This is a genomic window from Thiohalorhabdus denitrificans, assembly GCF_001399755.1.
Taxonomy (GTDB): domain Bacteria; phylum Pseudomonadota; class Gammaproteobacteria; order Thiohalorhabdales; family Thiohalorhabdaceae; genus Thiohalorhabdus; species Thiohalorhabdus denitrificans.
On sequence record NZ_LJCP01000008.1, the window covers coordinates 63799 to 89590 of the forward strand.

Below are 25792 nucleotides of genomic sequence, written 5' to 3' on the forward strand. Positions count from 1 at the left end.
CGGCACGGGAGAGGAGCCATGCGTATCGCGGTGTTCGAGGTGGAATCCTGGGAGATGGCGGCCTTCGCCGACCTGGAAGCCGAGGGCCACCGGCTCAGCTACCACCCGGAGCCCCTGGAGGCGGCCAACGCCGCCGACTTCGCCGACGCCGAGGCCGTCTGCACCTTTATATACTCGGCGGTGGACGCGTGCGTCCTCGATGCCCTGCCCCACCTGTGCCTGGTGGCCACCCGGTCCACCGGCTACGACCACATCGACCTGGAGACATGCCGGGAACGGGGTGTCACGGTCTGCAACGTGCCCAGCTACGGCGAGAACACCGTCGCCGAGCACGTCTTCGGCCTGCTGCTGACCATCAGCCACAACCTCACCGAGGCCGTCGACCGCACCCGCCGCGGCGACTTCTCGCCCCAGGGCCTGCAGGGGTTCGATCTGCGGGGTCGCACCCTGGGTGTCATCGGCACCGGCGCCATCGGCCGGCACGTCCTGGAGATCGCCCGCGGCTTCGGCATGGAGCGCGTAGCCTACGACAAGTATCCCGATCCGGCGGCCGCCGAGCGGCTGGGCTTCCGTTACCGCGACTTCGACAGCCTCCTGGGGCAGGCGGACGTGATCAGCCTGCACGTCCCGGAGACCCCGGAGACCCGCGGCATGATCGGCGAGGCGGCCTTCGCCCGCATGAGGGAGGGGGTGGTGCTCATCAACACGGCCCGGGGCGGGTTGGTGGACGTCCACGCCCTGCTGCGCGCTCTGGCGGAGGGCAAGGTGCGGGCGGCCGGGTTGGATGTCCTGCCCGAGGAGCCGGTGATCCGGGAGGAGTCGGAGGTGCTCCGCTCCCTATTCCAACAGGAGTACGACTACCGCACCCTGCTGGCCGACCACGTCCTGCTGCGGATGCGCAACGTCTTCATCACCCCGCACTCCGCCTTCAATACCCGCGAGGCCCTGCAGCGCATCCTCGACGTGAGTGCGGCCAACCTGCGCGGCTTCGCCCGGGGCCAGCCGCGGAACGTGGTGGCCGGCCCCTCCGCGGGGGGTTGAGCAGCCCGCCCCGGGACAGTGCGGACACCCCCGGACAGTCCCGGGGATCCCCCAATTGGCCGGGGGGCGCGGGGCGTGCTAAGCGGTTGGAATGGAAGCTACTACCGCGTCTCGCTCCGCCGCGCCGGCACTCAGCGCACCCGCCGCGCTGGGCCTGCTCGTCCTCATCCTCGCCGGCCTCACTGCCTACCGCCTCCTGGTCCTGCTCGGCCTGGACCTGGGCCTGTACGGCGATGAGGCCTACTACTACACCTGGTCCTGGGAGCCAGACTGGGGCTACTACTCCAAGCCGCCCATGGTGGCCTGGCTCATCAAGGCCACCACGGCGGTGGTGGGGGACACCGCCCTGGGCGTGAAGGCGGGCTCGCTGCTGCTCTACCCCGCCACGTCCCTGGTGCTGTTCGCCCTCGCCAACCGGCTCTACGGGCCCACGGCGGGCCTGGCCGCCGGGGTGGCCTTCGCCACCCTGCCGGGGGTCTCCTTCGGCTCCATGGTCATCAACACCGACGTCCCCCTGCTGTTCTTCTGGGCCCTGGGCCTGTGGTTCTTCCTGCGCGCCCTGGAGACCGACACCCACCGGTACTGGCTGGGAGCGGGCGCGGCGCTGGGGCTGGGGCTGCTCAGCAAGTACACCATGGCCGCCTTCGCCGGCAGCGCCTTCCTGTACCTGCTGGCCGTGCCCGCCCTGCGCGGCCACCTGGCCCGGCCCGGCCCCTATCTGGCCCTGGGCGCGGGCCTGTTGCTGTTCCTGCCCAACCTGATCTGGAACGCCCGCCACGGCTTCGTCTCCTTCGTCCACACCGGCGAGATCTCCCGGCTGGACGAACCCCTGTTCCACCCCGAGGAGCTGGCCGCCTTCGTCGGCGCCCAGTTCGGGGTCTTCGGGCCCGTGCTCATGGGGGTGCTGGTGGCGCTCATCGCCGGCAAGGGCGGGGGATACCGGCACGAGCCGGACCGCATGCTGCTGGCCTTCGCCGTGCCGCTTCTGGCGGTGACCGCCCTGCAGGCCTTCCTCGCCAAGGCCAACGCCAACTGGGCGGCCCCGGCCTACCTGTCGGCCACCGTCCTGGTAGTGGGCTGGCTGCTCCGGGGCCACCATCGGCGCCTGCTGGCGGCAGGGCTGGCGGTGAACCTCGTCCTGGGCGGGGCCCTGTACCACTACCAGGACGCGGCCCGGGCCTTGGGGGTGGAGGAGGTCCCCGAGGTCCTCGACCCGCGGGCCCGCATCCGCGGCTGGGACCAGCTGGCGGCGGCGGTGGAAGGCGCCCGCCAGCGCCATCCCGAGGCCCGGCTGCTGGCCGACAACCGCTTCGTTCTGGCCGAGCTGCTGTTCCACCTGCGGCCCCACCCGGAGGGCTACGGCTACTGGAACCCCCGAGGCCGGATCAAGGACCACTACGCCCTCACCGCCGACATCCGCGGACGCCGGGGCGAGGACTTCCTGCTGGTGACGGAGGACGAACGGGCGGGGGAACGGCTGGAGCCCTATTTCGAGGAGACCGGGCCCGCGGGCCTGGCCTACGTGCGGCGCAGCGCCGAGGAGCGGGAGGGCTACTACTTCTGGATCCTGCGGGGGTTCCGCGGCTACGAGGCCGGCTCCTAGTGGCCGGCCCCGGGGCCTGCCGCCGCCGTCAGGCAGCCAGCCCCAGCACCAGCTGCACCACGGACCAGATCGCCAGCACGAAGAGCAGGGTCATCACCAGCCCCGCCACGATGTAGGGCGCGGCCCGGCCGCTGCCGAAATCGCGTTCCTGATTGCGCCGGCTCTGGACGCCGAACATGGCGGCCAGGACGCTGCCGATCACCTGGGGGAGGCTGGGTCGCTTCCGGCTTTCCTCCATGGGAATTCCCCTTCGCTGGGCTCGAACGGTGGTATGCCTCTTCCGTTTCTACCCCCCTGCCCCCGGACAGGGCAAGGCCATTCAGCCCGCCCCCTGAGGCGCCTCGGCCCGCGGGGCGATGGACCCGCCGCGCTCGGCGAACAGCCGGGTGGCCCCGGCCACCGCCGCCGGCATGGCCACCAGATTGACCACGGGGATGCTGGTGACCAGGAGGGCCGCCAGCCCGAAGCCGAGGGCGGCGGGGCGCTCCCCCGCCACCACCGCCCGCTGCTCGCGGAAGGCCAGCCCGCGCGCCGCCAGGGGGTAGTCGGCATACTCCAGGGCCAGGAGCCAGGCGTTGAAGACGAGCCAGAGCACGGGCGCAACCACGTTCAGGCCCGGGATGAGGGTAAGCAACAGGAGGGGCACCGCCCAGCGCAGGGAGTAGACCAGCACGGCCACGGTGTTGCCTACGGCCCGCGCCCCCTCGCGCAGGATCTGGGCCCAGCCCCCCTCCGCCGGAGGTGCGCCTCCCGACTCCGCCAGCACCCGCTCGGCGAGCAGGTCGTTGAAGGGAGCGCCGATGAGGTTGGTGAGATGGACGTAGGTGAACACCCACACCAACAGGATCCCGAGGGCGAACAGCGGCCACAGCAGCCACTCCAGCCAGTCCCAGCCGCCCGGCAGGAGGGCCGCCATCCAGGTATCGAAGCCCCACCCGAGCAGCGCGGCCAGGGCGACGAAGACCACCAGGCTGACCAGGACCGGGGCCGCCGCGTAGCGGCGCATGCCGGGGCGCGCGATGGTGCGGAAGCCGCCCCACAGGTAGCCCATTCCCGCGAAGAAATCGCGAATCATGCTGCCTCCCGTTGCTGTACCCAAACCCTTACCCGTTGCCCTCCCCGGCCCCCGCCTCCCCGGCGCGGAGCAGGGCCAGGCGCGTCATTACCGGCCCGGCCAGCTCGAAAACCACCGTGGAGCCGATCACCAGGGGCAGGATGGCGTCCCCCAGCTGGGGGAAGGCGTTGCTAGCCACCAGGGCCATGCCCAGGGCCACCCCGGCCTGCGGCATGATGGCCGGGCCCATCCAGCGCCGGATGCGGGGAGGAGCCCCGGCCAGGCTTCCCCCCAGATAGGCGCCCCCGAGCAGCCCCAGGACCCGCCCGCCGATGTAGGCCAGGCCCGCCAGGCCGATGTGGGCCAGCTCGCCCAGCTCCAGGGAGGCCCCCGCCAGCAGGAAGAACAGGATCATGAAGGGCCATTCGATGTGCTCGATCTCGGCGAACGGCCGGTCGTGGTGGGAGGCCAAGTTGACGATGGTGGCCCCTACCACCAGGGCCGTGAGCAGGAAGGAGACCTCCAGCCACCGGGCCAGCCCGCCGGCCAGCAGCACCACACCAAGCGCCTCCGCCTGGGTGGGGCGCCCGGGACTCAGCCGCCCCGTGAGGTAGGCGGCGGGGATGCCCACCAGCAGGCCCAGCAGCAGGGCGCCCCCCACCTCCCGGAGCCCGCGCCAGGCCACCTCCGCCGCCAGCACCTCGCTTCCCGCCGCGAAGGACTGGGCCACGGCCAGCAGCAGGGAGAAGAGGATCAGTCCCCAGGCGTCGTCGATGGCCACGATCCCCAGCAGGGTGTCGGAGAACCGGCCCCGGGCTTCCAGCTCTTCCACCACGTTACTCACCGCCGCCGGCGCCGAGGCCGGGGCGACCCCCGCCAGCACCAGGGCCAGGGGCAAGGGGGCGCCCACCAGGAGCAGGGCGAACAGGACCAGGAGCGAGGCGCCGAGGACCTCGAACACAGAGATCACCAGTACCGGCCGACCCACCTCCCGCAGGTTGGCCAGGGACAGCTTGCCGCCCAGGAGGAAGCCCACCATGAGCAGGGCCAGGTCGCTGATGAAGGGATACCACGTCTCGGCGGCCTCCGGCAGCAGCGCCAACCCGGCCGGACCGATGGCGACCCCGAAGACCACCAGGAGGGTCACCCGCGGCAGGGGCAGCCACCGCGCGAGGAGATCCCCGCACAGGCCCAGCAGCAGGAGGGCGCCGAGGGTGGTGATTACCAGACCGGGGCTTTCCATGCCGTGCATCCGGACCTCTGCTTCCAAGTGGTTAGCCGTTGCTCTCGCCGCCCCCATCCGGGATCGGGTCAAGGCGAATAGGGCCGCACCCCCGGGTCCGGGTCTGCTGCCTCCCGATCCCCCGGGCGATGGTACACCCGAAACTAGGGGATTACCCGGTGCCGTAAGGACTTCGGGATTGTTATAGTCCCCCGTTCTTTTTCGACGCCCCTCCGCGGGGCCATCCGCGCCACGGCTGACGACCCCCGAGAGCCCCCCGGCCCCGTACCGGAAGGCCCTCGGGACACCGCCAAATGCCCACGTTTCGCGCCTCATCCAAGGAAGCGGGTCCCATGGTCCAAACCCTAGAAGTCGGCATTACCCTGGCCGTGGTCCTCGGCATCTTCGCCCAATGGATCGCCTGGCGCTTCGGCTTTCCGGCCATCGTCCTGCTGGCGGGCTGCGGGCTTCTGCTCGGCCCCGGGCTGGGGGTCCTGAACCCCACCACCGATTTCGGGCCCCTCTACCACACGCTGGTGGGCCTCGCGGTGGCCATCATCCTCTTCGAAGGGGGATTCAGCCTCAAGCGCAAGGAGATCGAGGGCGTCACCCGGGGGGTGATCCGCCTCATCTCCGTGGGGGTGGTGCTCGCCTGGATCCTCGGCTCCCTCGCCGCCCACTACATCGCCGGGCTGGCGTGGCCCCTGGCCATCACCATCGGGGCCATCCTGGTGGTCACCGGCCCCACGGTGGTCGGGCCGCTGCTGCGCCACGCCAAGCTGCAGCCCCGACCCGCCTCCCTGGTGAAATGGGAAGGCATCATCAACGACCCCCTGGGCGCCCTGCTGGCCATTCTCAGCTTCGAGTACGCCCTGGGCCTGGGCAGTGGCAGCGGGGAGGGTACCGTCTGGGAGCTTTCCATCCAGCTCCTGGGGGCGCTGATCTTCGCCTCCGTGCTGGGAGGCGGAGCGGGCCTGGCGCTGGGTCGGCTGTTCCGCACCGGCCTGGTGCCCGAGTTTCTCAAGGCCCCGGGCCTGCTGGCCTTCGTCATGCTGGTCTACGTGCTGGCCAATACCCTGCTGCACGAGGCTGGCCTGCTGGCCGCCACCGCCATGGGGCTGGTCATGGGCAACATGGAGCTGGCCGACGCCCTCGACCTGCGGCGCTTCAAGGAAAACATCGTTGTCTTCCTGGTCACGCTGCTGTTCGTGCTCCTTACCGCCGACATCGACCCCGACACCCTGGCCCGCCTGGATTGGCGCGCCGCGGCCTTCGTCGCCGCCATGCTGTTCGTGGTGCGCCCCCTGGCCGTGCTGCTGTCCACCGTGGGCTCGAGCATCCGCGGCCAGGAGCGCGTGCTCCTGGCCTGGGTGGCGCCGCGCGGCGTGGTGGCGGCGGCCATGGCTGGGATCCTGGGCGAGAGCCTCTCCCAGGCGGGCTACCAGCACGCGGACCTGATCTTTCCCCTGGTGTTCGCCATCATCCTCACCACGGTGCTCCTCCACGGGCTCACCATCCGGCCCCTCGCCAACCGCCTGGGCCTGACCGCGGGCAGTCCCAACGGCCTGCTCCTGGTGGGGGCCAGCCCCTGGTCCATCCAGCTGGCCCAGCGCCTGCACGAGGAGGGGGTACGGGTGATCCTGGCGGACCCCTCCTCCCACCGGCTGAGCGCCGCGGACGCGGTGGGCGTCCCCACCCACGTGGGCGAGGTCCTGTCCGACCTCGGCCGGCAGCAGCTGGACCTAGCGGGGATCGGCAACCTACTGGCGGCCACCGACAATTCCGCCTACAACGCCCTGGTCTGTACCCGCTTCGCCCACGAGCTGGGCCGCAACCACGTCTTCCAGCTGCCCGCGGGCAAGGGCACCGAGGAGGAGACGCCGGAGTTCAGCCACGAGGTGCGCGGCCGGACCGCCTTTAGCGACGACGCCACCTACGACGAGATGACGCGGCGCTACTACCTGGGCTGGCACTTCGACGAGCTCCACGTCACGGGCACCCGCTCCGGCCAGCAGTGCCCGGAGGGAAGCGAAACGCTCCTCATCCTGCGCCGCAACGGCGACCTGACCCTGCACTCGCCCGGCTGGACCGGCGAGCCCCGGCTGGGCGACCGGGTGTTCTGCTACATCCCGGCCCCCGAGGAGGAGGACACCCTGGAGCAGGCCGCGCTGGGCGCCCAGTAGGACAGCGGGCACCCGCGGCCCGGCAACGCCCCCCGCACCGCGGGGGGCGTTCTACCGTTCGGGCTCCTCCCCTTGTTTGGACCCCTGGCTCCGACCCTCCAGGTGGAGGGCCGCCTTGGCCATCAGGTGGGCGCTCACCGGCGCGGTCAGGAACAGGAACAGAATCACCAGCAGCTCGTGGAGGCTCCACCCGGAGGCGGTGCTGAAGTGGACCATGGAGGCGATGAGCATGCCGCCCACCCCGAGGGTGGTGGCCTTGGTGGGGCCGTGGAGACGGGCGTAGAAGTCGGGGAACCGGGCCAGGCCGAGGGAGCCGATGAAGGCGAAGCCCGCCCCGATCAGCAAAAAGGCCGCCACGATGAGCTCGATAACCATTACCCCCTCCTATTCGATGATGTCGCCGCGCAGCAGATACTTGCTGAAGGAGATGGTGGTCACGAAGCCCAGCAGGGCGATCAGCAGGGAGGCCTCGAAGAAGGCCGTCCCGCCGCGCAGGACGCCCAGCAGGATGAGCAGGGAGATGGTGTTGATGAACATGGTGTCCAGCCCCAGGATGCGGTCCGGCAGGGTGGGCCCCCGCAGGATCCGCCACAGGCTCAGGACCATGGCCACCACCATGAGGGCCGCCGCCGTCCAGCCGGCATACACCAGGATCATGGGAAGATCTCCTCGATCAGCGTCTCGTACCGTTGCCGGATGCGTTCGATGAGGGCCGCCTCGTCCTCCAGGTCCAGGCAGTGGATCCACAAGCGGCCCCCAGCGCGGTCCACGTCCACGGTCACGGTACCGGGGGTCAGGGACAGGAGACTGGAGAGGACCGTAACCGGCACCTCCCCGCGCACTCGCAGGGGATAGGCGACGAAGGCGGAGCGCGGCCGCCGGCCGAAGCGCAGGATCAGCGCCGCCACCGACAGGTTGGCCACCACGATGTCCGTCAACAGCCGCCCCAGAAGCCGCGCCACCAGCAGGGGGCGGCGGGGGTAGGCCGTGGGCCGGGACCAGAAGCGGTCCGTGAACAGGGCCACCAGCCAGCCCACCACCAGCCCCGCCGCCACCACCCCGAGGCTCAGGTGGTTGTTCAGCAGGACCCAGAACCCGGCCAGCACCAGCACCAGCCAGGGCCGGGGCAGCAGACGTTCCACCACGCTCACGGCCGGCTCCCCTCCCCAGTAGCGGCCCCCTGCCCCAGCACCGCCCCCACGTAGGCGGCGGGCTGGCGGAGATCCGCCGCCGCCCGCTCCGCCCATTGGGCCGTGGGGCCGGCCGCCAGGGCCAGGATCAGGGTAGTGAAGACCAGGGCCACGGTGGGCCCCAGGGTGCGCGGGCCCGCCGCCCGCACCGGGCCGGGATCCAGCCCCTGCTTCCAGAACAGCGTGGAGCCGGCTCGCGCCAGGGCCACGATCACCAGCAGGCCGCCCACCAGCACTCCGACGAAGACCGCGACCATGTGCGGCTGCTCGACGAAGGCTCGCAGGATCAGCAGCTTGCCGAGGAATCCGCTGAAGGGCGGCAACCCGGCCACGCCGATGGCCCCCACGAAGAACAGCAGGCCCAGGGCGGTGGGCTGGGCCAGCGCCGCCCCGGCCTGCAGGCGGTCCCCCAGGGGCGCGCGCTGCCGAGCGATCACCCCCACCAGCAGAAACAGGCCCGCGCTGAGCAGGGTGGTGTGGAACAGGTAGTACAGGGCGGGCCCCGTGCCCTGCCCCTCCCGTCCGCCGAACCCCAGCAGCAGGGTGCCGATGGAAACCAGCATCAGGTAGCCCGCCATCGTATTGAGGCGGGCGGCGCCCAGGGTCCCGAGGGCCCCCACCAGCAGGGTAGCCAGGCCGGCGTAGAGCAGCAGGGGCTCCAGGCCGGGACCCTCCAGCATTCCGAACAAGAGGCTGTCCAGGCGGAGGATGGCGTAGATGCCCACCTTGGTCATCACCGCGAACAGGGCGGCCACCGGCGCCATGGCCGCCCCGTAGGCGGCGGGCAGCCACATGTACAGGGGGAAGACGGCCGCCTTCAGGGCGAACACGGCGAGCAGCACCATGCCGCCCGCCCGCGCCAGGTCGGCGCTCTCCGGCCCCAGCAGGGGCACGCGACGGGCCACGTCCGCCATGTTCAGGGTGCCCGTGGCGCCGTAGAGCACCGCCAGGCCCACCAGGAACACCAGGGAGGCGGCCAGATTCAGGGTGACGTAGTGGAAGGCCGCCTTGCTCCGCCGGCCCCCGCCGCCGTGGAGCAACAGCCCGTAGGAGGCGATCAGCAGGATCTCGAAGAAGACGAACAGGTTGAAGAAATCGCCGCTGAGGAAGGCTCCGTTGAGCCCCATCAGCTGGAACTGGAACAGGGGGTGGAAGGCCCGGCTGTGGGTGTCCGTCCCCGCCGTGGCGTAGATCAGGCTGCCCAGGCCAATTACCGCGGTCATCCCCAGCAACGAGGCACTCAGCCGGTCGAGGACCAGAACGATGCCCAGCGGCGGGCTCCAGCCCCCCACCTGGTACACCTGGGGCCCCTGGGCGGCGGCCTGCAGCAGCCAGACGCAGATCCCCGTCAGCAGGAGCGTGGCGGCGATGCCGAGGGCACGCTGCCCCCGCATGCCGCGCAGCCCCAGCTGCAGGGCGGCCACCGCCAGGGGAAGGACCACCGGGGCGATGATCAGGTGCTCGCTCATGCGCGCTCCCGCCGACCATCCACGTGGTCGCTCTTCAGGGCGCGCCGGTTGCGCAGGGCCAGGATCAGGACGAAGGCGGTCATGGCGAAACTGATCACGATGGCCGTGAGCACCAGCGCCTGCGGCAGGGGATCGGCGTAGGCCTCCGGCTCCCCGCCCACCAGGGGCGGCGCCACCTCCAGCGGGAGGCCGCCCGAGAAGAACAGCATCAGGTTGGCGGCGTGGGACAGCAGGGTGATCCCCAGGATCACCGAGAAGGTCCGGGCCCGCAGCAGTAGGTAGACCCCGCAGGCCGTCAGCCACCCCACCATCAGCGCCACTACCAGGGCCATTCGCTACCCTCTCCTTCCTGTTGGTCGTGGGCGGGGAAGAAGCGGTCCTCCAGCTTCTGGCCAAGGCGACCCAGCTCCGCCAGGATCAGGGTCACCGCCCCCACCACGGTCAGGTACACGCCGATGTCGAACAGCAGCGTCGTGGACAGGGCGATGTCGCCGAGCAAGGGCGGATGCAGGTGGCCGTGGGCGGCGGCCAGGAACGGCTGCCCCCAGGCCCAGGCCAGCAGCCCGGTGGCGGTGGCCACCCCCAGACCACCGGCCAGCAGGGGCCGGTAGCGGAGGCGCAGGCGATCCCGGGTCCACCGGCTGCCGCTGGCCAGGTACTGCAGGATCAGGGCCACCCCGGTGACCAGGCCCGCCACGAAACCGCCGCCCGGCTCGTGGTGGCCACGCACCAGCAGGAACAGCGACACCACCAGCGCCAGGGGCAGGAGCCCGCGCGAGATGGTCACCAGTACCAGGGGATGGACGTCCGGGTCCCAGCGCATGCCGCGCAGGTCCGGCCCCGGCGGGACCAGGAAACCGCGCAGCATGGTCAGGATGCCCACCGCCGCGATGGCCAGCACCGTAATCTCCCCGAGGGTGTCGAAGCCCCGGAAGTCCACCAGGATGGTGTTGACCACGTTGGCGCCTCCGGCCTCGGGGAGGCTGCGCTCCAGGAATTCCGGGCCGATCCGCCCCGGTTCGGAGGCCAGGGTGCGCCACAGAAGCCCGCCCACGGTGGCCCCCGCCAGCCCGGCCACGGCGGCGTCCCGCAGCCGGCGCGGCGTGGCCGAGTCAACGGGGCTGCGCTGGGGAAGGAAATACAGCGCCAACAGGAGGAGCACGCCGGTCACCAGCTCCACGGTGAGCATAGTCAGGGCCAGATCGGGGGCGGCGAAGCGCACGAAGAGCAGGGCCACCCCGAGGCCCACCACCCCCAGCCAGAGCACCGCCAGGAAGCGTCGCCGCCGCAGGACCACGGTGGCCCCGGCGCCCAGCGACAGGCCCAGGGCGATCAGCACCGCCGAGGGGCCGGGGCCGGGCCCCGCATCCGGAACCAGAAAGGGCCGCGTGGCCGTCGCCCACCCCGCCCCCACCAGCGCCAGCACGGCCAGCAGGAATAGGAGCTGGTAGCGCTGCAGGGAGCCGTTCTCCAGCCACCGGGTCACGCGCCCTCCACCCCGCACCGCCGCGGCCTCGGCGCGCACGAACCAGGCCTGCATGTCAAGCTGCGGGACCAGGCGGTCGTGCCAGCGGTAGACCCGCTGGCGCGCCGCGTAGAGCAGGACCCCGCCCACCAGCGCCGTCAGGCTCATGAAGAAGGGCGGGGTGAAGCCGTGCCAGATGGCCAGGTCGAAATCCGGCAGCCTGCCGGGCACCACCTGCTCGGCGGCCATCGCCAGCCAGGGGGCCACGGTCAGCCCCGGCAGGATGCCCACCAGCAGGCACAGGGCCACCAGCACCTCGATGGGCACCCGCATGTAGCGCGGTGGCTCGTGGGGGGTCTTGGTAAGCCCCACCGGCTCGCCGTTGAAGAACACGTCGTGGATGAAGCGCAGGGAGTAGGCCAGCGCGAACACCCCGGACAGCACCGCCCCTGCCGGCAGGAGCAGGCCCCAGGCGGCATGCAGGCCCGTCTCCAGGGTCTCGGCGAAGAACATCTCCTTGCTCAGGAAGCCGTTCAGAAGCGGCACCCCGGCCATGGCGGCGGCGGCCACCATGGCCAGCAGGGCCGTATACGGCATGTAGCCGAACAGGCCGTTGAGCTTGCGCATGTCCCGGCTGCCGGTCTCGTGCTCGACGATGCCCGCGGCCATGAACAGCGAGGCCTTGAAGATGGCGTGGTTGATGATGTGGAAGACCCCGGCGACCGCCCCCAGGGGCGTGCCCAGCCCGAACAGCATGGTGATCAGGCCCAGGTGGCTGACGGTGGAGTAGGCCAGCAGCCCCTTGAGATCGTGCCGAAACAGGGCGAAGAAGGCGCCGAACAGGAGGGTCAGCAGGCCCGCCCCGGTCACCAGGACGAACCACAGGTCGGTCCCCGCCAGGGCGGGAAACAGCCGGGCCAGCAGGAAGACCCCGGCCTTCACCATGGTGGCCGAGTGGAGGTAGGCGCTTACCGGGGTGGGGGCGGACATGGCCCGGGGCAGCCAGAAGTGGAAGGGGAACTGGGCCGACTTGGTGAACACCCCCAGCAGGATCAACCCCAGGATCCAGGGATAGGCGGGGTCGGCCCGCACCGCCTCCCCCGCCGCCAGCACCGTGGTGAGATCGTAGCCGCCGGCCACCGACCCCAGCAATAGCACCCCCGCCAGCAGGGCCAGTCCGCCGCCTCCGGTCACCACCAGGGCCATGCGCGCCGACTGGCGGGCCGCCGGATCGAGGTTCCAGAAGCCGATGAGGAGGAAGGAGCTTAGGCTGGTGAGCTCCCAGAACAGCACCAGCAGGAGGAGGTTCTCCGACAGCACCACCCCCAGCATGGAGGCCGCGAACAGCAGGAACAGGACGTAGAAGCGGTGGAGCGGGGCGCGCTCGGGCAGGTAGTAGAAGGCATAGAGCACGATCAGCAGACCGATGCCCAGCACCAGGAACACGAACAGCAGGCTCAGCCCGTCCAGGCGCAGCGCCAGGTCGAGCCCGGCGGCGGGCACCCAGGACCAGCGCTCCACCAGGACCCCGCCGTCCTGGACCGCCCCGGCATGGGGCAGGACCGCCGCCACGGTCGCCCCCAGCACGGCCGCGGCCCAGCCGGCGGTGGCCCGCAGGCGGCGGTGCCCGCCGATCAGGGGCAGCAGGGACCCCAGCAGGGGCAGAAGGATCAGGGCGAGCAAGCTCATTCCATCGCGCTCCCACCACCGCAGGGGCCGTCGCGGAACGGCCCCGCCGGGAAATTCCGAGGCCTATACCGTGCCTCGAGGCACGCCCGGGCCACCCCTGGGCGATCCACAGGGCTGCGGCCCCTGTCCCCGGCCTGGCCCCGGGAGGATCCGGCGCGACCGTCAGAGCCTAAAACGCCCCCGCCTGTGGGGGCGGAGGCGCGGACAACAGGCCTCTACCACGCTAGATGAGGCCGTAGGGCGTGTCCACCAGATTGTCCTCGGGGTCCAGGACCCAGTCCACGGAGAAGCCGCCCCCTTCCGGGTAGAGCAGGACGTGGGGACGCTCGGTCATGTCCCCCAGGATCATGCCCACCTCGGCGGGGTCGCAGATGCCGCCGTGGCGGCGCAGGTGGCGGGCCCGCAGGTGGTCGCGGCCCTCCACCTTCACCAGCACCGGCCGCGGCAGGTCCAGGGGCAGGATGTGCTCGCGCACCAGCCACTGGACGGGATACAGCCGCCGCGCAGGGGTGTCCGGCCGGAAGGCGGGCTGGGTGGCATCGATGCGGAAGTGGCCCCCGCCGCCGGGCTCGTGCACCAGCTTGCCCAGCCAGCCCTCGGGGAAGCCCTCGTGCACGATGAGGCTCCGCCCCGCGTAGCGGTCGAAGAAGCCCCGCTGCAGGGCCTGGGGATCGGGCTCGGGGGCGAGGCGATCCCACGCCCGGCGCATCCATACGGTGACCATGCCCCACCTACTCCATCGGCTGTTGGGCGCCCGGCTCGGGAGCCGTTGTCAGGAGTCGGCCGCCGGGCAGGTCCCGGTGGAGCAGGAGGGGGCGCTCTCGCGCTCCTTGGCGCTGGAGTAGCCGTCCTTGTACCACCCGCCGCCCTTGAGCACGAAGGAGCCGGCGTTGTTGAGCTGCTTGCGCAGGGAAGGCTCCTTGCATTCGGGGCATTCGGTGAGGGGATCCTCGCTGATGCGCTGCTTCACCTCCAGCTGGTGGCCGCACGACGCGCAGGCGTACTCGTAGGTCGGCATGGATCACTGTCCTCCGTTGGGCGATGGCGTTGGGTAATCGGTGTCTATATAGGGGCTACGGGGCCCGATTACAAGCCTCGGACCATCCGGGCCCGGCCGAGTTCATCCCGCCCGCAGGCGCAGGTACACCTCCGGAAGCCGCTGCGGCAGCTCGTCCACCCGGTCCAGGACCAGATAGTGGCCCGGGCCGAAGATGGCCGGCAGGTAGTCGGAGCCCGAGGGGTCCAGGGTCAGGCAGAAGGGATGGATGCCCCGATCCACCGCCTCCTTCACCGCCATGCGGGTGTCCTCGTGCAGGTAGCGGGGGTCGCCGCCGTCGTCGTAGTCCGCGGGCCGGCCGTCGGACAGGATCAGCAGCAGCCGGCGCTCGGCGTTCACCCCCGCGAAGCGGCCGCTGGCGTGGCGGATGGCCGCCCCCATGCGGGTGGCCAGGCGGCCGTTTATGCCGGCGATGGTGCCGCGCACCTCCGCGTCCAGCGCCTGCCCAAACTCCTTGATGGGGTAGTAGCTTACGCTGTCCCGGTACTTGGAGGCGAACCCGGCCAGGGCGAAGGGGTCGCCCAGGGTGTCCAGGGCCTCGGCGAACAGCAGCATGCCCGCCCGCAGGCGGTCCACCACCCGGCCCTCCCCCGACTCGCAGGGCGCCATGATGGAGGTGGACAGGTCCGCCAGCAGCAGAACCGCCGTGTCGCGCTCCACCCGGGCTCGGTGCTGGTAGACGTAGGGCTCCGGCGCGTTGCCCGCGCGCTTCTCGGTGACGAAATCCATGGCCGCCTCCACGTCCAGCTCCTCGCCGTCGAGCTGGCGGCGCAGGGGCGCCGGGCGCTGGGGCTTCTGCATCTGCAGGGCGCGCTTGAGGCGGGTCAGGGTGTCGCCGTGGGCGGTCAGCATCTCCGCGGCCGCGGCGGGATCCACCTCCGCCAGGCCCTTTTCCTGAATCCAGGCCCAGTCGGGCTTGTAGTCCCGATCGCGGTAATCCCATTCGGGATAGCCCACCCCCACTTGGTCGGCCCGGCGCTGGCGGCGCTTGCCGGACACCGCCGTGGCGGTGTTGATGCCAGCGCCAATTCGGCCGCCGCTGCCCCCGGTCTCCTCCGGCGGCATGGACCAGTCGGGGTCCTCCTGGGTCTCGCCGCCTTCCTGCTCCTCCTGGTTGGCCGCCTCCTCGCCGCGGCTCTCCTCCAGGTCGTCGGAGGCGGAGGGGTCCTGGTCCTCCTCGCCGCGGCTGCGGGGATACACGGGGCGGGAGGCATTGGGCCCGCGCCCGGGCAGGTAGGCTTCGTCGCGGGCGGCCAAGTCCGGCGTGGGCAGCCCCGTCTCCTCCTCGTAGAGGCGGTTGGCGATGCGGAAGGCGTCGAGCAGGGTGGCCCCGGGCTCCAGCAGCGGCCGCAGGCGCTCGTCCAGCTCCGCCTCGCCGAGGGCGCCGCGCACGCTGGCCCGGGCCAGGCGCCAGTAGGCTGCCGCCGCCCCCTCGGGCTCCCCGTTACGTTCGGCCAGGGCCTTCAGGCGCCGCAGATGCCCCGGGATGATGCGATCGAGGGCCGCGTCCACCCGCAGGTCCTCGCACAGGTCGAACAGCAGCTGGAAGCGGAACAGCTCGTCGCCGTAGGCGGCGTAGAGCGGCCGCCAGGTGACGCGCTGGTCGTCCTCCAGGGGCGGATGGGCCATGCCCGCCTCGGCGAACAGGGCGTCGATGGCGTCCCGTTGGTAGGTGCCCAACTCGAGGTGGCCGGCCACATGGAAGACGGCCAGCAGGGCCTCGTCGCGGCTGGGGAACACCGCGGGCAAGAAGATTGCCTCGCCGTCGGTGTCCGCCAGGGGCCGGCCTTCGCCCGGGATCCACTCGCTCTCGGCGAAGGGATGGGCCCGGCCGAACCAGGCCGCCTGCAGCATCTGCAGCAGCCGGGCGTGCTCCCGCACCCGATAGCCGGGCACGGCCTCCAGCAGCAGGCCCACGCTCTCGGCGCTCTCCAGCCGGAAGTAGGCCTCGCCGCGCTGGCGGGAGGCCTGCAGGATATCCGCGCCCCGGCGCGCCCACTGGTCCAGCCCCTCGGGGCCCACCAGGTCGCGCACCCGCATAGCCCCGGTGACGTAGCTGCCCAGGGCCACCCGGCGCTCCTGGAACAGCTTCTCGGCGGGGGCCAGCAGCTCCTCCATGCCCGCGGCGCCCTTGCCGCCGGCGAGGTCGCGCCAGGGGGTACGGAAGTAGCTGGTGCCCGAGTCCAGGTGGCGATCCAGCCAGCGGATGCCGAGCTCGAACCAGGTGCGCTCGCCCTCCGGGCCCAGCTCGGCGTAGACCTCGCCCACCTGGGGCATGAAGGCCTCCAGGGCCTTGTAGGAGCCGCGCCAGCGCAGGAACTCCGCCGCCTGCTCCACCCAGTCCAGGCAGTCGCAGGCGGCGATGGCCTGCTCCGTGTTGCGGATGAAGGCCTTGCCCGCCTCGCGGTCGTGGAAGAACAGGTCGCGGGCGTGCTCCAGCCAGTGCAGCGCCGCCTCGGCGCCGAACCGCTCCTGGACCGTGGGCAGCACCTGGGTGGAGTCGCGGTGGGCGACGAAGCTCACCCCTTCCAGGTGCTGGCGGATCTCCTCGATCTCGAGGAGGGCTTCGTTCTCGGTCATGGCTTATTCACGGATTATTGAACCGCCAAGTACGCCAAGGCCGCCAAGAAAGGGACTCAAAGAAAAACCCTCCGGAAGCGCGCCCCAAAAGCCGGAGATAGCCAACCTCGCTTCCTTTTTTGGGATCTTCCTTGTTGCCGTTTTCGCCGTCCTTGGCGTTCTCGGCGTCCTTGGCGGTTGGATTCCTGCCCTTCAGGCCGTCGCCTCGGCGCCGAAGTGGGTGCGCATGATCTCCATCAGCGCCTCGGAAAGCTCCGGGTCGTCGGTGATAGGGGCGACCATGGCGGCCCGGCAGGCCTCCAGGGGCGCCATGCCGGCGTGGATGAGCTGGCCGGCGTACACCAGGGCGCGGGTGGAGGTCACCTCGTCGAGGCCGTGGTCCTTGAGGTTGCGGGCCTGGCGGCCGGCGGCCACCAGCTTGTCCAGCAGCTCGCCGTCGAGGCCCTCGGACTCCTTGGCCACGATCTCGCGCTCCACCGCCTCGGAGGGGTAGTCGAAGTTGTAGGCCACGAAGCGCTGCTTGGTGGAAGGCTTCAGGTCCTTGAGGACGGTCTGGTACCCCGGGTTGTAGGAGATCACCAGCATGAAGTCCTCGTGGGCGTCGATGATCTGGCCCTTCTTGTCCAGGGGGAGCTGGCGGCGGTGGTCGGTGAGGGGATGGATCACCACCGTGGTGTCCGTGCGGGCCTCGACGATCTCATCCAGGTAGCAGATGGCCCCTTCCTTCACCGCCTTGGTGAGCGGGCCGTCCTGCCACACCGTCTCCTCGCCCTGCAGCAGGAAGCGGCCCACCAGGTCGGAGCTGGTGAGGTCCTCGTGGCAGGAGACGGTAACCAGAGGACGGCCCAGCTTGTGGGCCACGTGCTCCAGAAAGCGGGTCTTGCCGCACCCGGTGGGGCCCTTGAGCATCACCGGCAGGCGCTCGTCGTAGGCGGCCTGGAAGAATTCGATCTCGCCACCCTGGGCGGCGTAGAAGGGCGCGTCGCCGTCCTCGGGGGCCTGGATCACGTCCCGCTCCACGCCCCGCAATCTATCGATGAACTTCTTTACCATGATCGGGCTCCTCGTCTCGCCCCGCGCCGGACCAACGCCCGCGGATTTCCGAGCTTCAGTATCAGGAAACACGCTAATATACCAGTCCGGACCTCGGGGGGCGAAACGAGTTTCGGGGCTATTCCCCGGCCTCCGCGACCCCGGCATCCCCGCCGGGCGCCGCGGCCAGCGCGCCCACGGTCACCGACCCGAGCTCCTGCTCCAGGGCCCGGTCCATGCGCTCCATGAGGCGATCGGCCACGGGATCGGGGCGCAGGCGGTAGCGCGGCGGGCCGGCCCCGCCGGAGGAGCGGGTCACCGCATCGATCACCTCCTTGACCGTGACGGTATCGGGATCCCGGGCGGGCAGATAGGCCGGGGGGCTCTCCCCGGTGGGCGCGATCAGGCCCGCCCCGTGGAGGTCCTCGAGGACCCCCAGCAGGGGATTTCCGGGGATCCCGAGGCGGGCCTGCAGGGCCTCCAGGGTCCAGGGGGACCGGCCCAGCTCGAATTCCCGGCACACCAGGAGCATGGCCGTGAGGGCCGCCCGCTGCCGGGGCCGGCCGCGCAGCGGCGTTCCCTGCTCGGGCTGGCCCAGGTACTCGGGGTGCTGGAAGAAGAAGGTGATCCGCGCCCCCACCAGTAGGATCAGCCAGCTCAGATAGAGCCAGATCATGAACAGCAGGCCGATGGCGAAGCCGGAGTAGATGGCCGCGTAGCGGGCCGAGCTGGCCACGAAGCTCCCGAAGACCCAGCCGGAGAGCTGCCACAGGAGACCAGCCACCACGCCTCCGGTGAGGGCGTTGAGGGAAGGTACCCGGGTGTTGGGCACCAGGAGGTAGAACAGGGTGAAGGCCCCCACCACCAGGGCCACCGGGAGCAGCTGGGACAGCAGGACCAGCACCGTACCGAAGGGCTCCAGGCCCCAGATGACCCGGAACCAGGGGGACTCCAGGGCCCGGGCGGTCATGCCGATGGTGGTGAAGATCAGGATGGGGCCGCCGAAGATCACGCTCAGGTAACCGCTGACGCTCTGCGGCCAGCTCCGGGCCTCCCGGATGTCCCAGATGTAGTTGAAGCTGGTCTCGATCTTGTAGATCAGGGAGCCCACGGTGAACAGGAGGAAACCCAGCCCCATGGTGCCGAGCACCCCCACCTCGATGTTGTCCACGAATTCGAGGATGCGCTCGGCGAAGCCCCGGCCCTCGGGCCCCAGGGGGGCGAGGAAGCCGAGGAGGAGCGGCTCCAGGCGGTTCTGCATACCCAGGGCCGTGAGCACCGAGAAGCCGAAGGCCAGCATCGGCACCAGGGACAGCAGGGTGGTGTAGACCAGGCTGGTGGTGTGACGGGTCAGAGCGCCCTCGTAGAGGTCCAGGGCGAGGGCCCAGAGGATCTGTCCGGAGCGGACCAGGACGCGGCGCCTCCAGGGGAGGCCGCTCACCTCCTGGCCCCAGAGGGCCCGGTTCAGCCAACGGGTTAACCGCTCCCAGCGACTCGCCATTACCCCTCCCGGTCCGACCTAATTAGCCGCCGCCGGTTCAGGATGGGCCCGCCGGCCCCGCCAGGTCCACCAGCGTGGCCCCGGCCAGGCTTTCCCCGCAGGCCTGCTCACAGGCCCCCAGGTAGCGCTCCACCCGCGGGTCCTCGGGCAGGTAGTAGGGCGGCACCACCTCGTAGCCGCCGGCGGCCCGGACCGCCCCCAGGAACTCCTCCAGGGGGACCCGCTCCGGGCTGCGCCCCGGGACAAGGCCCGGGGGCTCCCCCCGAGTGGGTAACAGGAGCCCCGCCTGCTGGAGGTCCTCCACCACCCGCTCCACCACCTCCACCGGCACCTCCAGCCAGTGGGCCAGCCGATCCGCGGTCCATGGGGCCTGGGCGCCCGCGAGGTAGTCCCGAACGATGGACGCCATCAGGAGCAGGGCCAGACGCTCGGCGAGACGGGCGCTCACCCGCGCCCGCCCTCCGTACCGGCGCAGGGACTCGGGGTGCTGCACGTAAAAGGCCAGGCGCGCCCCCAGCAGGAGGATCAGCCAGCTCTGGTACACCCAGATCATGAACACCACCAGGATGGCCAGGCCCGAGTAGACCGCCGCGTAGCGGGTCGATCCCACTGCCACGGCGCCGAAGATCCAGCCCACCGTTTCCCACAGGATCCCCGCCACCAGGCCGCCCACCAGAGCCGCGCGCACCTGGACCCGGGTATGGGGAATGATGTAGTAGACGAAGGCGAAGGCCAGGATCACCAGGGCATAGGGGAGGAGGGCCAGGGCCGCAGCCACGATGGTACCCAGCGGGCCGAGGGCCAGGACGGCCTGCACGCGCTCGCTGGCGAACAGGGAGGCGGTCAGGGCCAGGGCCCCCACCACCAGCAGGGGGCCCACGGTGATGATGGCCAGGTAGCCGACGATCCGCTGACCCAGCCCGCGCAGGCGCCGCACCGCCCAAAAATCGTTCAGGGCGCCCTCCACCTTCTGCGCCAGGGAGATGGCCGTGTAGAGCAGGAACACTACACCCGCCGCGCCCAGCACCCCCGTGTTCACCCCCTCCACGAAGCCCTGCAGGCGGCGGGCCATGCGGTCCCCCGCCTCCCCCAGGGGATCGAAGGCGCCGGCCAGCAGCGGGAAGAGCTGCTCGTGCAGGCCGAACCCCTTGAGCATGGAAAAGCCCACCGCCAGGAGGGGAATAAGGGCCAGGAGGGTGGTATAGACCAGGCTGGTGGCCTGGTCGGGGATCCGCCCCTCCCAGGCCAGCTCCCGCCCCAGCACGTGCAGCACGCGCAGGATGCGGACGGCGGCCCGGCGTAGCCGGCTCTCTCCGGGATCGGACTCCCAGGCGAACCGGACCAGGGACTGGAAGGGGTGCCCCATTTCCGTCCAACCTTTTCTTACCGCGAGGGCTTCGTCCCCCCCTCATTCCACCCTACAATACCTCCTGCCCACTCCATCCCTTTCCGGGGGCCCCCGACGCAAGGAGCGCGCAGTGCAAACCAAGATCCTCCTCGACGAGTCCGAAATCCCCCGCCATTGGTACAACGTGGTGGCGGACATGCCCAACCCGCCCGCGCCGCCGCTCGGCCCCGACGGCCAGCCGGTGGGTCCCGAGGCCCTGTCGGCCATCTTCCCGCAAGGGATCATCGAGCAGGAGGTTGCCACGGACCGCTGGATCGAGATCCCGGAGCCGGTGCGCGAGGCCTACGCCCTGTGGCGCCCGCCCCCTTGTACCGGGCGCACCGGCTGGAGGCGGCCCTGGGGACGCCGGCCCGCATCTACTACAAGTACGAGGGGGTCAGCCCCGCCGGGTCGCACAAGCCCAACTCCGCCATCGCCCAGGCCTACTACAACAAGCGGGAGGGCTTCACCCGCCTGGCCACGGAGACCGGGGCCGGTCAGTGGGGCTCCTCCCTGGCCTTCGCCGGGGAGATGTTCGGCCTGGACGTGCGCGTCTACATGGTCAAGGTCAGCTACGAGCAGAAGCCCTTCCGCCGCTCCATGATGCAGACCTGGGGCGCGGAGGTGCTGCCCAGCCCCACCGACCATACCGAGGCCGGGCGCAAGGCCCTGGCCGAGGACCCGAACAACCCCGGCTCCCTGGGGCTGGCCATCTCGGAGGCGGTGGAGGACGCCGCCGGGCGCGAGGACACCAACTACGCCCTGGGGTCGGTGCTCAACCACGTGCTGCTGCACCAGACCGTGATCGGGCTGGAGGCCAAGAAGCAGTTTGATCAGGTTGGCGACTACCCGGACATGGTGTTCGCCCCCTGCGGCGGCGGCTCCAACTTCGGCGGCGCCGCCTTCCCCTTCCTGGCCGACAAGGCGGCCGGCAAGGGGGTCCGCCTGGTGGCCGTGGAGCCCACCTCCTGCCCCACCCTCACCCGCGGCCACTACGCCTACGACTACGGCGATTCCCAGGGCCTCACGCCGCTGTCCCTCATGTACACCCTGGGCCACGACTTCATGCCGCCCTCCATCCACGCCGGGGGCCTGCGCTACCACGGCGACTCGGCCCTGGTCTCCCAGCTCTACCACGAGGGCGTCCTGGAGGCGGTGGCCGTGCCCCAGGTGGAGACCTTCCAGGCCGGGGTCACCTTCGCCCGCGCCGAGGGCATCATCCCCGCCCCGGAGACCAACCACGCCATCCGCGCCTGCATGGACGAGGCCCTCCGCTGCAGGGAGAGCGGCGAGGAGAAGACGCTGTTCTTCAACCTCTCCGGGCACGGCCACTTCGACATGGCCGCCTACGACCGCTACTTCTCCGGGGAACTGGAGAACTACGAGTACCCCGCCGAGGAGATCGATGCCGCCCTGCACCGGCTGCCCAAGGTCGCCGGGACCTGACCGGGGGCTCCGCCCAACCGCGCAAAAAAACCCCGCTCCAGGAGGAGCGGGGTTTTTCTTGCCGCGGCGAAGGCTACGGACGGGTCAGTGGATATCCCGCCAGTATTCCTTCTTCACCAGGAAGGTGACCAGGCCGAGGATCACCAGGAACAGCAGGACCCAGGGACCCATGGAATGGCGCGCCTTCACCGAGGGATCGCCCACGTAGGACATGAAGGACACCAGGTTCTGGACCTTCTGATCCAGCTTCTCCGGCACCTCCGGGTACTCCAGCTCGCCCTCCCCTTCACCATGGTGGGGCTGGGGCATGGCGTCGTAGTACGCCGGGGCCTCCGCGGTCATGTTGTAGAGGACGTTGGGCATGCTGACCTGCGGGAACACGTGGTTGTTCCAGCCGGTGGCCGAGCCCCCGTCCCGATGGAAGCGCAGGAGGTAGGTGTAGATCCAGTCCTCCCCGCGGACCCGGGAGGTCAGGGAAAGGTCCGGCGCCGCGGCGCCGAACCACCGGTTGCCCTGGTCCTCCGTCATGGCCGATTCGAGATGATCGTTGACGCTTGCGAGCCCGTACATCAGCTCGTCCTCGATCACCTCCTTGGACATGCCGAGGTCGTTCTCCAGGTTCTTGAGGCGGAAGAACTCGGCGGAGTGGCACCCCATGCAGTTGTCGATGAAGGTCTCCGCCCCGTCGCGCAGGGCCTCGTTGGAGTAGTCCGCCTCCATGTGCATGAGGTCCGCCCCGCCGCCGGCGGCATGGGCGACGCCCGGAAGGGCGACAAGGCCCGTCACGATAGCTGCGATCCAGTTCTTCATCACTTGGTCACCCTTTCCGGAACCGGTTTCGGCTTTTCCCACTTGGACACGAACGGCAGCGCGATAAAGAACGCGAAGTAGATCACCGTGAAGATCCGCGCGAACATGGTGTAGGTCGCGGTTGCCGGCTGTCCGCCCAGCCACATGAGCACCACGAAGCTGATGCCGAACAGGATGACCATCTGCTTGTAGATGGGCCGGAACCGCCAGGACTTGGCCTTGGAGCGGTCGAGCCAGGGCAGCAGGAACAGGAAGGCGATAGCCAGGACCATCAGCACCACCCCGGTCAGCTTGTCGGGCACCGCGCGCAGGATGGCGTAGAAGGTGCCGAAGTACCACACCGGCTTGATGTGGGCCGGGGTCTGCAGGGGATTGGCTTCCTTGAAGTTGTCGTGCTCCAGGACGTACCCGCCCGCCGTCGGCAGATAGAAGATGATCACCGCCGCCACGAACAGGAAGACCACCGCACCGAAGATGTCCTTGACGGTGTAGTAGGGATGGAAGGGAATGCCGTCCACCGGCTTGCCGCTTTCATCCTTGTTCTTCTTGATGTCCACCCCGTCCGGGTTGTTGGAGCCCACCTCGTGCAGGGCGATCAGGTGCACCGCCACCAGGGCCAGCAGCACGATGGGCAGGGCCACCACGTGCAGGGCGAAGAAGCGATTCAGGGTGGGGTCCGAGATGGAGAAGCCGCCGCGGATCCACTCCGCCAGGTCCGCTCCCACGTAGGGGACGGCGGTGAACAGGTTCACGATCACCTGCGCGCCCCAGTAGGACATCTGGCCCCAGGGCAGCACGTAGCCCATGAAGGCCTCGGCCATGAGCACCAGGAAGATCAGCATGCCCACCAGCCACACCAGCTCCCGCGGCTGTTTGTAGGACCCGTACATGAGGCCGCGGAACATGTGGAGGTAGATGACGATGAAGAAGGCCGAGGCCCCGGTGGAGTGCATGTACCGGATCAGCCAGCCGAACTGCACATCGCGCATGATGTGCTCGACGGAAGCGAAGGCCAGCTCGGCGTCGGGCTTGTAGTGCATGGTGAGCCAAATCCCGGACAGGATCTGCACCACCAGCACCAGCAGGGCCAGCGAGCCGAAATAATACATGAAGTTGAAATTCTTCGGCGCATAGTACTCGGTCAGATGCTCGCGGATGTTCCGCATGAGCGGGTAGCGGGCATCGACCCAATCGATAACTCGGTTCACGTTCGCTCCCCCTTAGCCCACGGGCTCGCCGATGCGAAGCTCGCTATCGGAGAGGAATTCATAATAGGGAACCGCCATGTTCAGCGGCGCGGGACTGCCTTCCATGACCCGTCCGGCCAGGTCGTAGCCGGAGCCGTGGCACGGGCAGAAGAAGCCGCCCTTCCAGGCGCCCGACCAGAAGTTGCCGCCGGATTCGGGATGGTAGGAGGGGATGCAGCCAAGGTGGGTGCAGATGGCGATCATCACCAGCCATTCGGGTTCGCGGGACCGGAACTCGTTGGCGGCGAACTCGGGCTGCTCGGACTGCTGGGAATCCGGGTCCTTGAGCTGGCCCGTGACCTCCGGATCCTCCAGGGTCTCCAGCATCTCGTCGGTCCGACGCACCACCCACACCGGCTTGCCCTGCCACATGACGGTGATGCGCTGGCCCTTGTCGACCTTCGACAGGTCCACCGTGGTGGTGGCCTCGGCCATGACCGCCGCGCTCGGCGACATGCTCCGGATGAATGGGACAGCCGCGTAGCCCACGCCAACGGCCCCAACCACGCCGGCGGTCCAGTTCAGGAACCGTCGGCGGTTGGGGTTCACACTGTCCGTACTCATAGCTCCTCCTAGGACGGGAAAGGCATCAATCGCGGGAACGGGACTTCAAAATGTTCGGCGCGGAGTGTGGAAACGCTATTGGTCTCCGGAATCCGCAGAATTCGGTCCTGACCAGGGCAAAAAAAACGAAAGCCGGCTTCTCGGCCGGCATAGGTTCCTGCATGCAGGGCCGTCCGGTCAAGGCCAGCCCTTTCTGTCCAGGCATAAAAGAATTTAATAATTTTTTTTAATTATAGTTCCGGAATAAGTCTATGCCGGATTCGGAATATCGATGAAGCGGTGCCCCAGGCCGAAGCGCTCCGCCAGGTGCTGGCCCAGGGCCCGCGCCCCGGCCCGCTCGGTGGCGTGGTGGCCGGCGGCCACAAAGTGGATGCCGAGCTCGCGGGCCATGTGGGTGGCGCGCTCGTTGGACTCCCCGGTCAGATAGCAGTCGTAGCCCGCCGCCGCGGCCTCCTCCACCAGGTCCGGGGCACCGCCGCTGCACACCGCCACCCGCTCGATGCGCGCCTGGGGTCCGGCCACGTGCAGGGTCCGGGTTTCCAGCCGCTCCTCCACCCGTTCCAGGAAGGCTCCGGGCTCCAGGGGCCCCGCCAGGCTTCCGCCCAGGCCGATGGTGGTCCCGCCCAGGGCGCCGAAGGGCTCCGTGCCCCGCACCTCCAGGGCCTCCATCAGTCCGGCGTTGTTGCCCACGGTGGGGTGGCGGTCGAGAGGCAGGTGGTAGGCTACCAGGGAGAGGTCGTTCTTCAGGAGGGTGCGGAGGCGGCTCCCCTTCATCCCCACCACGCGGGGATCCTCCCCCTTCCAGAAATACCCGTGGTGGACCAGCACCAGGTCGGTCCCGTCCCCCACCGCCTCGTCCAGCAGCGCCTGGCAGGCGGTGACCCCGGAGACGATCCGCTGGACCCGTCCGCGGCCCTCCACCTGCAGGCCGTTGGGGGTGAAATCCGCCACGGCGTCCACTTCCAGGAAGTCGTCGCAATAGGCCACCAGCTCGTGCAGATCCACCGCCATTTCAGCCTCCCGGGGTGTCTGGGGCACGATTTATTAACCACGGAGTGCGCGGAATACACGGTAGAAACAGGATCGGGCTAGCTGCCCAATTCGAGGAAAGCGCTTGCGGGACGGGCTATCGGCCCCGACCCGGGCCGGAGGTCCTTGCTGTCGCGGCCATTGGCCGCTCCCTCAGGAAACGCGCCAGGATTCGTGAATACCTTCCGAGCAAAGCGGGCAGCCACTTTTCCGGAATCCTCCA

The 25792-nt window shown here is 70.0% G+C and carries 22 protein-coding genes and 1 pseudogene; 4 read left to right on the forward strand and 19 right to left on the reverse strand.

Features of this window, described 5'->3' with window-relative positions; translation table 11 throughout:
* The first annotated feature begins 18 nt into the window (after window positions 1-18).
* Window positions 19-1041, forward strand: a complete 1023-nt coding sequence (locus AN478_RS05255) for a hydroxyacid dehydrogenase (protein WP_054965575.1) — start codon at window positions 19-21, stop codon at window positions 1039-1041.
* Window positions 1042-1132: 91 nt separating this feature from the next.
* Window positions 1133-2644, forward strand: coding sequence for a glycosyltransferase family 39 protein (locus AN478_RS05260; RefSeq protein WP_054965576.1), 1512 nt, complete (start codon window positions 1133-1135; stop codon window positions 2642-2644).
* 28 nt (window positions 2645-2672) lie between these two features.
* Here AN478_RS05260 and AN478_RS05265 read toward each other — a convergent pair whose 3' ends face one another.
* The 3 genes from AN478_RS05265 to AN478_RS05275 form a co-directional block, all read right to left on the reverse strand.
* On the reverse strand, window positions 2673-2882 hold the full coding sequence (locus AN478_RS05265) for a DUF2970 domain-containing protein (protein ID WP_054965577.1): 210 nt from the start codon (window positions 2880-2882) through the stop codon (window positions 2673-2675).
* A gap of 81 nt (window positions 2883-2963) precedes the next feature.
* A complete protein-coding gene (gene cysZ / locus AN478_RS05270; protein ID WP_054965578.1) occupies window positions 2964-3719 on the reverse strand; it encodes a sulfate transporter CysZ in 756 nt (251 codons plus the stop codon).
* A 28-nt stretch (window positions 3720-3747) separates the two neighbouring features.
* Window positions 3748-4941, reverse strand: a complete 1194-nt coding sequence (locus AN478_RS05275; protein WP_054965730.1) for a cation:proton antiporter — start codon at window positions 4939-4941, stop codon at window positions 3748-3750.
* A gap of 332 nt (window positions 4942-5273) precedes the next feature.
* On the opposite strand from AN478_RS05275, the gene AN478_RS05280 reads away from it, so the two are divergent.
* Entirely contained in the window at window positions 5274-7103 is a 1830-nt protein-coding gene (locus AN478_RS05280; RefSeq protein ID WP_054965579.1) for a cation:proton antiporter, read from the forward strand.
* 51 nt (window positions 7104-7154) lie between these two features.
* Here AN478_RS05280 and AN478_RS05285 read toward each other — a convergent pair whose 3' ends face one another.
* The 12 genes from AN478_RS05285 to AN478_RS05340 all read right to left on the reverse strand — a co-directional run bounded on the left by AN478_RS05285 (window position 7155) and on the right by AN478_RS05340 (window position 20452).
* Entirely contained in the window at window positions 7155-7478 is a 324-nt protein-coding gene (locus AN478_RS05285) for a Na+/H+ antiporter subunit G (RefSeq protein ID WP_054965580.1), read from the reverse strand.
* Between the two features lie 9 nt (window positions 7479-7487).
* Entirely contained in the window at window positions 7488-7760 is a 273-nt protein-coding gene (locus AN478_RS05290; protein ID WP_054965581.1) for a K+/H+ antiporter subunit F, read from the reverse strand.
* On the reverse strand, window positions 7757-8254 hold the full coding sequence (locus AN478_RS05295; RefSeq protein ID WP_176758771.1) for a Na+/H+ antiporter subunit E: 498 nt from the start codon (window positions 8252-8254) through the stop codon (window positions 7757-7759). The genes AN478_RS05290 and AN478_RS05295 overlap by 4 nt, the downstream gene beginning before the upstream one ends.
* On the reverse strand, window positions 8251-9762 hold the full coding sequence (locus AN478_RS05300; RefSeq protein WP_054965582.1) for a monovalent cation/H+ antiporter subunit D: 1512 nt from the start codon (window positions 9760-9762) through the stop codon (window positions 8251-8253). The genes AN478_RS05295 and AN478_RS05300 overlap by 4 nt, the downstream gene beginning before the upstream one ends.
* Window positions 9759-10094 (reverse strand): Na+/H+ antiporter subunit C, encoded by a 336-nt coding sequence (locus AN478_RS05305; protein WP_054965583.1) that lies wholly within the window; start codon window positions 10092-10094, stop codon window positions 9759-9761. Before AN478_RS05305 ends, AN478_RS05300 begins: the two co-directional genes overlap by 4 nt.
* Entirely contained in the window at window positions 10082-12916 is a 2835-nt protein-coding gene (locus tag AN478_RS05310; RefSeq protein ID WP_054965584.1) for a monovalent cation/H+ antiporter subunit A, read from the reverse strand. Before AN478_RS05310 ends, AN478_RS05305 begins: the two co-directional genes overlap by 13 nt.
* Before the next feature lie 223 nt (window positions 12917-13139).
* Window positions 13140-13640, reverse strand: a complete 501-nt coding sequence (locus AN478_RS05315; RefSeq protein WP_054965585.1) for a hypothetical protein — start codon at window positions 13638-13640, stop codon at window positions 13140-13142.
* Between the two features lie 48 nt (window positions 13641-13688).
* The gene (locus AN478_RS05320) at window positions 13689-13934 is read right to left on the reverse strand and encodes an FmdB family zinc ribbon protein (protein ID WP_054965586.1); all 246 of its coding nucleotides are present in this window, start codon (window positions 13932-13934) and stop codon (window positions 13689-13691) included.
* A gap of 102 nt (window positions 13935-14036) precedes the next feature.
* Complete coding sequence (locus AN478_RS05325) at window positions 14037-16553, reverse strand: nitric oxide reductase activation protein NorD (RefSeq protein WP_054965587.1); 2517 nt, start codon at window positions 16551-16553, stop codon at window positions 14037-14039.
* 192 nt (window positions 16554-16745) lie between these two features.
* Complete coding sequence (locus AN478_RS05330; protein ID WP_054965588.1) at window positions 16746-17606, reverse strand: CbbQ/NirQ/NorQ/GpvN family protein; 861 nt, start codon at window positions 17604-17606, stop codon at window positions 16746-16748.
* A gap of 118 nt (window positions 17607-17724) precedes the next feature.
* Window positions 17725-19086, reverse strand: coding sequence for a YhjD/YihY/BrkB family envelope integrity protein (locus tag AN478_RS05335; RefSeq protein WP_054965589.1), 1362 nt, complete (start codon window positions 19084-19086; stop codon window positions 17725-17727).
* A gap of 37 nt (window positions 19087-19123) precedes the next feature.
* Entirely contained in the window at window positions 19124-20452 is a 1329-nt protein-coding gene (locus AN478_RS05340; protein WP_054965590.1) for a YihY/virulence factor BrkB family protein, read from the reverse strand.
* Window positions 20453-20564: 112 nt separating this feature from the next.
* Between AN478_RS05340 and AN478_RS05345 the strand changes: the two are divergent.
* Window positions 20565-21919: pseudogene (locus AN478_RS05345) on the forward strand (TrpB-like pyridoxal phosphate-dependent enzyme).
* An 84-nt stretch (window positions 21920-22003) separates the two neighbouring features.
* Here the strand turns inward: AN478_RS05345 and AN478_RS05350 are convergent.
* The 4 genes from AN478_RS05350 to AN478_RS05365 all read right to left on the reverse strand — a co-directional run bounded on the left by AN478_RS05350 (window position 22004) and on the right by AN478_RS05365 (window position 25551).
* On the reverse strand, window positions 22004-22729 hold the full coding sequence (locus AN478_RS05350) for a cytochrome c1 (RefSeq protein WP_054965591.1): 726 nt from the start codon (window positions 22727-22729) through the stop codon (window positions 22004-22006).
* Window positions 22729-23937 (reverse strand): cytochrome b, encoded by a 1209-nt coding sequence (locus AN478_RS05355; RefSeq protein WP_054965592.1) that lies wholly within the window; start codon window positions 23935-23937, stop codon window positions 22729-22731. Before AN478_RS05355 ends, AN478_RS05350 begins: the two co-directional genes overlap by 1 nt.
* A gap of 12 nt (window positions 23938-23949) precedes the next feature.
* On the reverse strand, window positions 23950-24540 hold the full coding sequence (petA, locus tag AN478_RS05360; protein ID WP_054965593.1) for a ubiquinol-cytochrome c reductase iron-sulfur subunit: 591 nt from the start codon (window positions 24538-24540) through the stop codon (window positions 23950-23952).
* Window positions 24541-24789: 249 nt separating this feature from the next.
* A complete protein-coding gene (locus tag AN478_RS05365) occupies window positions 24790-25551 on the reverse strand; it encodes a Nif3-like dinuclear metal center hexameric protein (protein WP_054965594.1) in 762 nt (253 codons plus the stop codon).
* Window positions 25552-25792 lie beyond the last annotated feature (241 nt).

Bases quoted from the DNA above. Each gene is read 5' to 3' on its own strand.
- AN478_RS05255 (WP_054965575.1), top strand. From the start codon at position 19: ATGCGTATCGCGGTGTTCGAGGTGGAATCCTGGGAGATGGCGGCCTTC.
- AN478_RS05260 (WP_054965576.1), top strand. From the start codon at position 1,133: ATGGAAGCTACTACCGCGTCTCGCTCCGCCGCGCCGGCACTCAGCGCA.
- AN478_RS05265 (WP_054965577.1), bottom strand. From the start codon at position 2,882: ATGGAGGAAAGCCGGAAGCGACCCAGCCTCCCCCAGGTGATCGGCAGC.
- cysZ (WP_054965578.1), bottom strand. From the start codon at position 3,719: ATGATTCGCGATTTCTTCGCGGGAATGGGCTACCTGTGGGGCGGCTTC.
- AN478_RS05275 (WP_054965730.1), bottom strand. From the start codon at position 4,941: ATGGAAAGCCCCGGTCTGGTAATCACCACCCTCGGCGCCCTCCTGCTG.
- AN478_RS05280 (WP_054965579.1), top strand. From the start codon at position 5,274: ATGGTCCAAACCCTAGAAGTCGGCATTACCCTGGCCGTGGTCCTCGGC.
- AN478_RS05285 (WP_054965580.1), bottom strand. From the start codon at position 7,478: ATGGTTATCGAGCTCATCGTGGCGGCCTTTTTGCTGATCGGGGCGGGC.
- AN478_RS05290 (WP_054965581.1), bottom strand. From the start codon at position 7,760: ATGATCCTGGTGTATGCCGGCTGGACGGCGGCGGCCCTCATGGTGGTG.
- AN478_RS05300 (WP_054965582.1), bottom strand. From the start codon at position 9,762: ATGAGCGAGCACCTGATCATCGCCCCGGTGGTCCTTCCCCTGGCGGTG.
- AN478_RS05305 (WP_054965583.1), bottom strand. From the start codon at position 10,094: ATGGCCCTGGTAGTGGCGCTGATGGTGGGGTGGCTGACGGCCTGCGGG.
- AN478_RS05310 (WP_054965584.1), bottom strand. From the start codon at position 12,916: ATGAGCTTGCTCGCCCTGATCCTTCTGCCCCTGCTGGGGTCCCTGCTG.
- AN478_RS05315 (WP_054965585.1), bottom strand. From the start codon at position 13,640: ATGGTCACCGTATGGATGCGCCGGGCGTGGGATCGCCTCGCCCCCGAG.
- AN478_RS05320 (WP_054965586.1), bottom strand. From the start codon at position 13,934: ATGCCGACCTACGAGTACGCCTGCGCGTCGTGCGGCCACCAGCTGGAG.
- AN478_RS05325 (WP_054965587.1), bottom strand. From the start codon at position 16,553: ATGACCGAGAACGAAGCCCTCCTCGAGATCGAGGAGATCCGCCAGCAC.
- AN478_RS05330 (WP_054965588.1), bottom strand. From the start codon at position 17,606: ATGGTAAAGAAGTTCATCGATAGATTGCGGGGCGTGGAGCGGGACGTG.
- AN478_RS05335 (WP_054965589.1), bottom strand. From the start codon at position 19,086: ATGGCGAGTCGCTGGGAGCGGTTAACCCGTTGGCTGAACCGGGCCCTC.
- AN478_RS05340 (WP_054965590.1), bottom strand. From the start codon at position 20,452: ATGGGGCACCCCTTCCAGTCCCTGGTCCGGTTCGCCTGGGAGTCCGAT.
- AN478_RS05350 (WP_054965591.1), bottom strand. From the start codon at position 22,729: ATGAAGAACTGGATCGCAGCTATCGTGACGGGCCTTGTCGCCCTTCCG.
- petA (WP_054965593.1), bottom strand. From the start codon at position 24,540: ATGAGTACGGACAGTGTGAACCCCAACCGCCGACGGTTCCTGAACTGG.
- AN478_RS05365 (WP_054965594.1), bottom strand. From the start codon at position 25,551: ATGGCGGTGGATCTGCACGAGCTGGTGGCCTATTGCGACGACTTCCTG.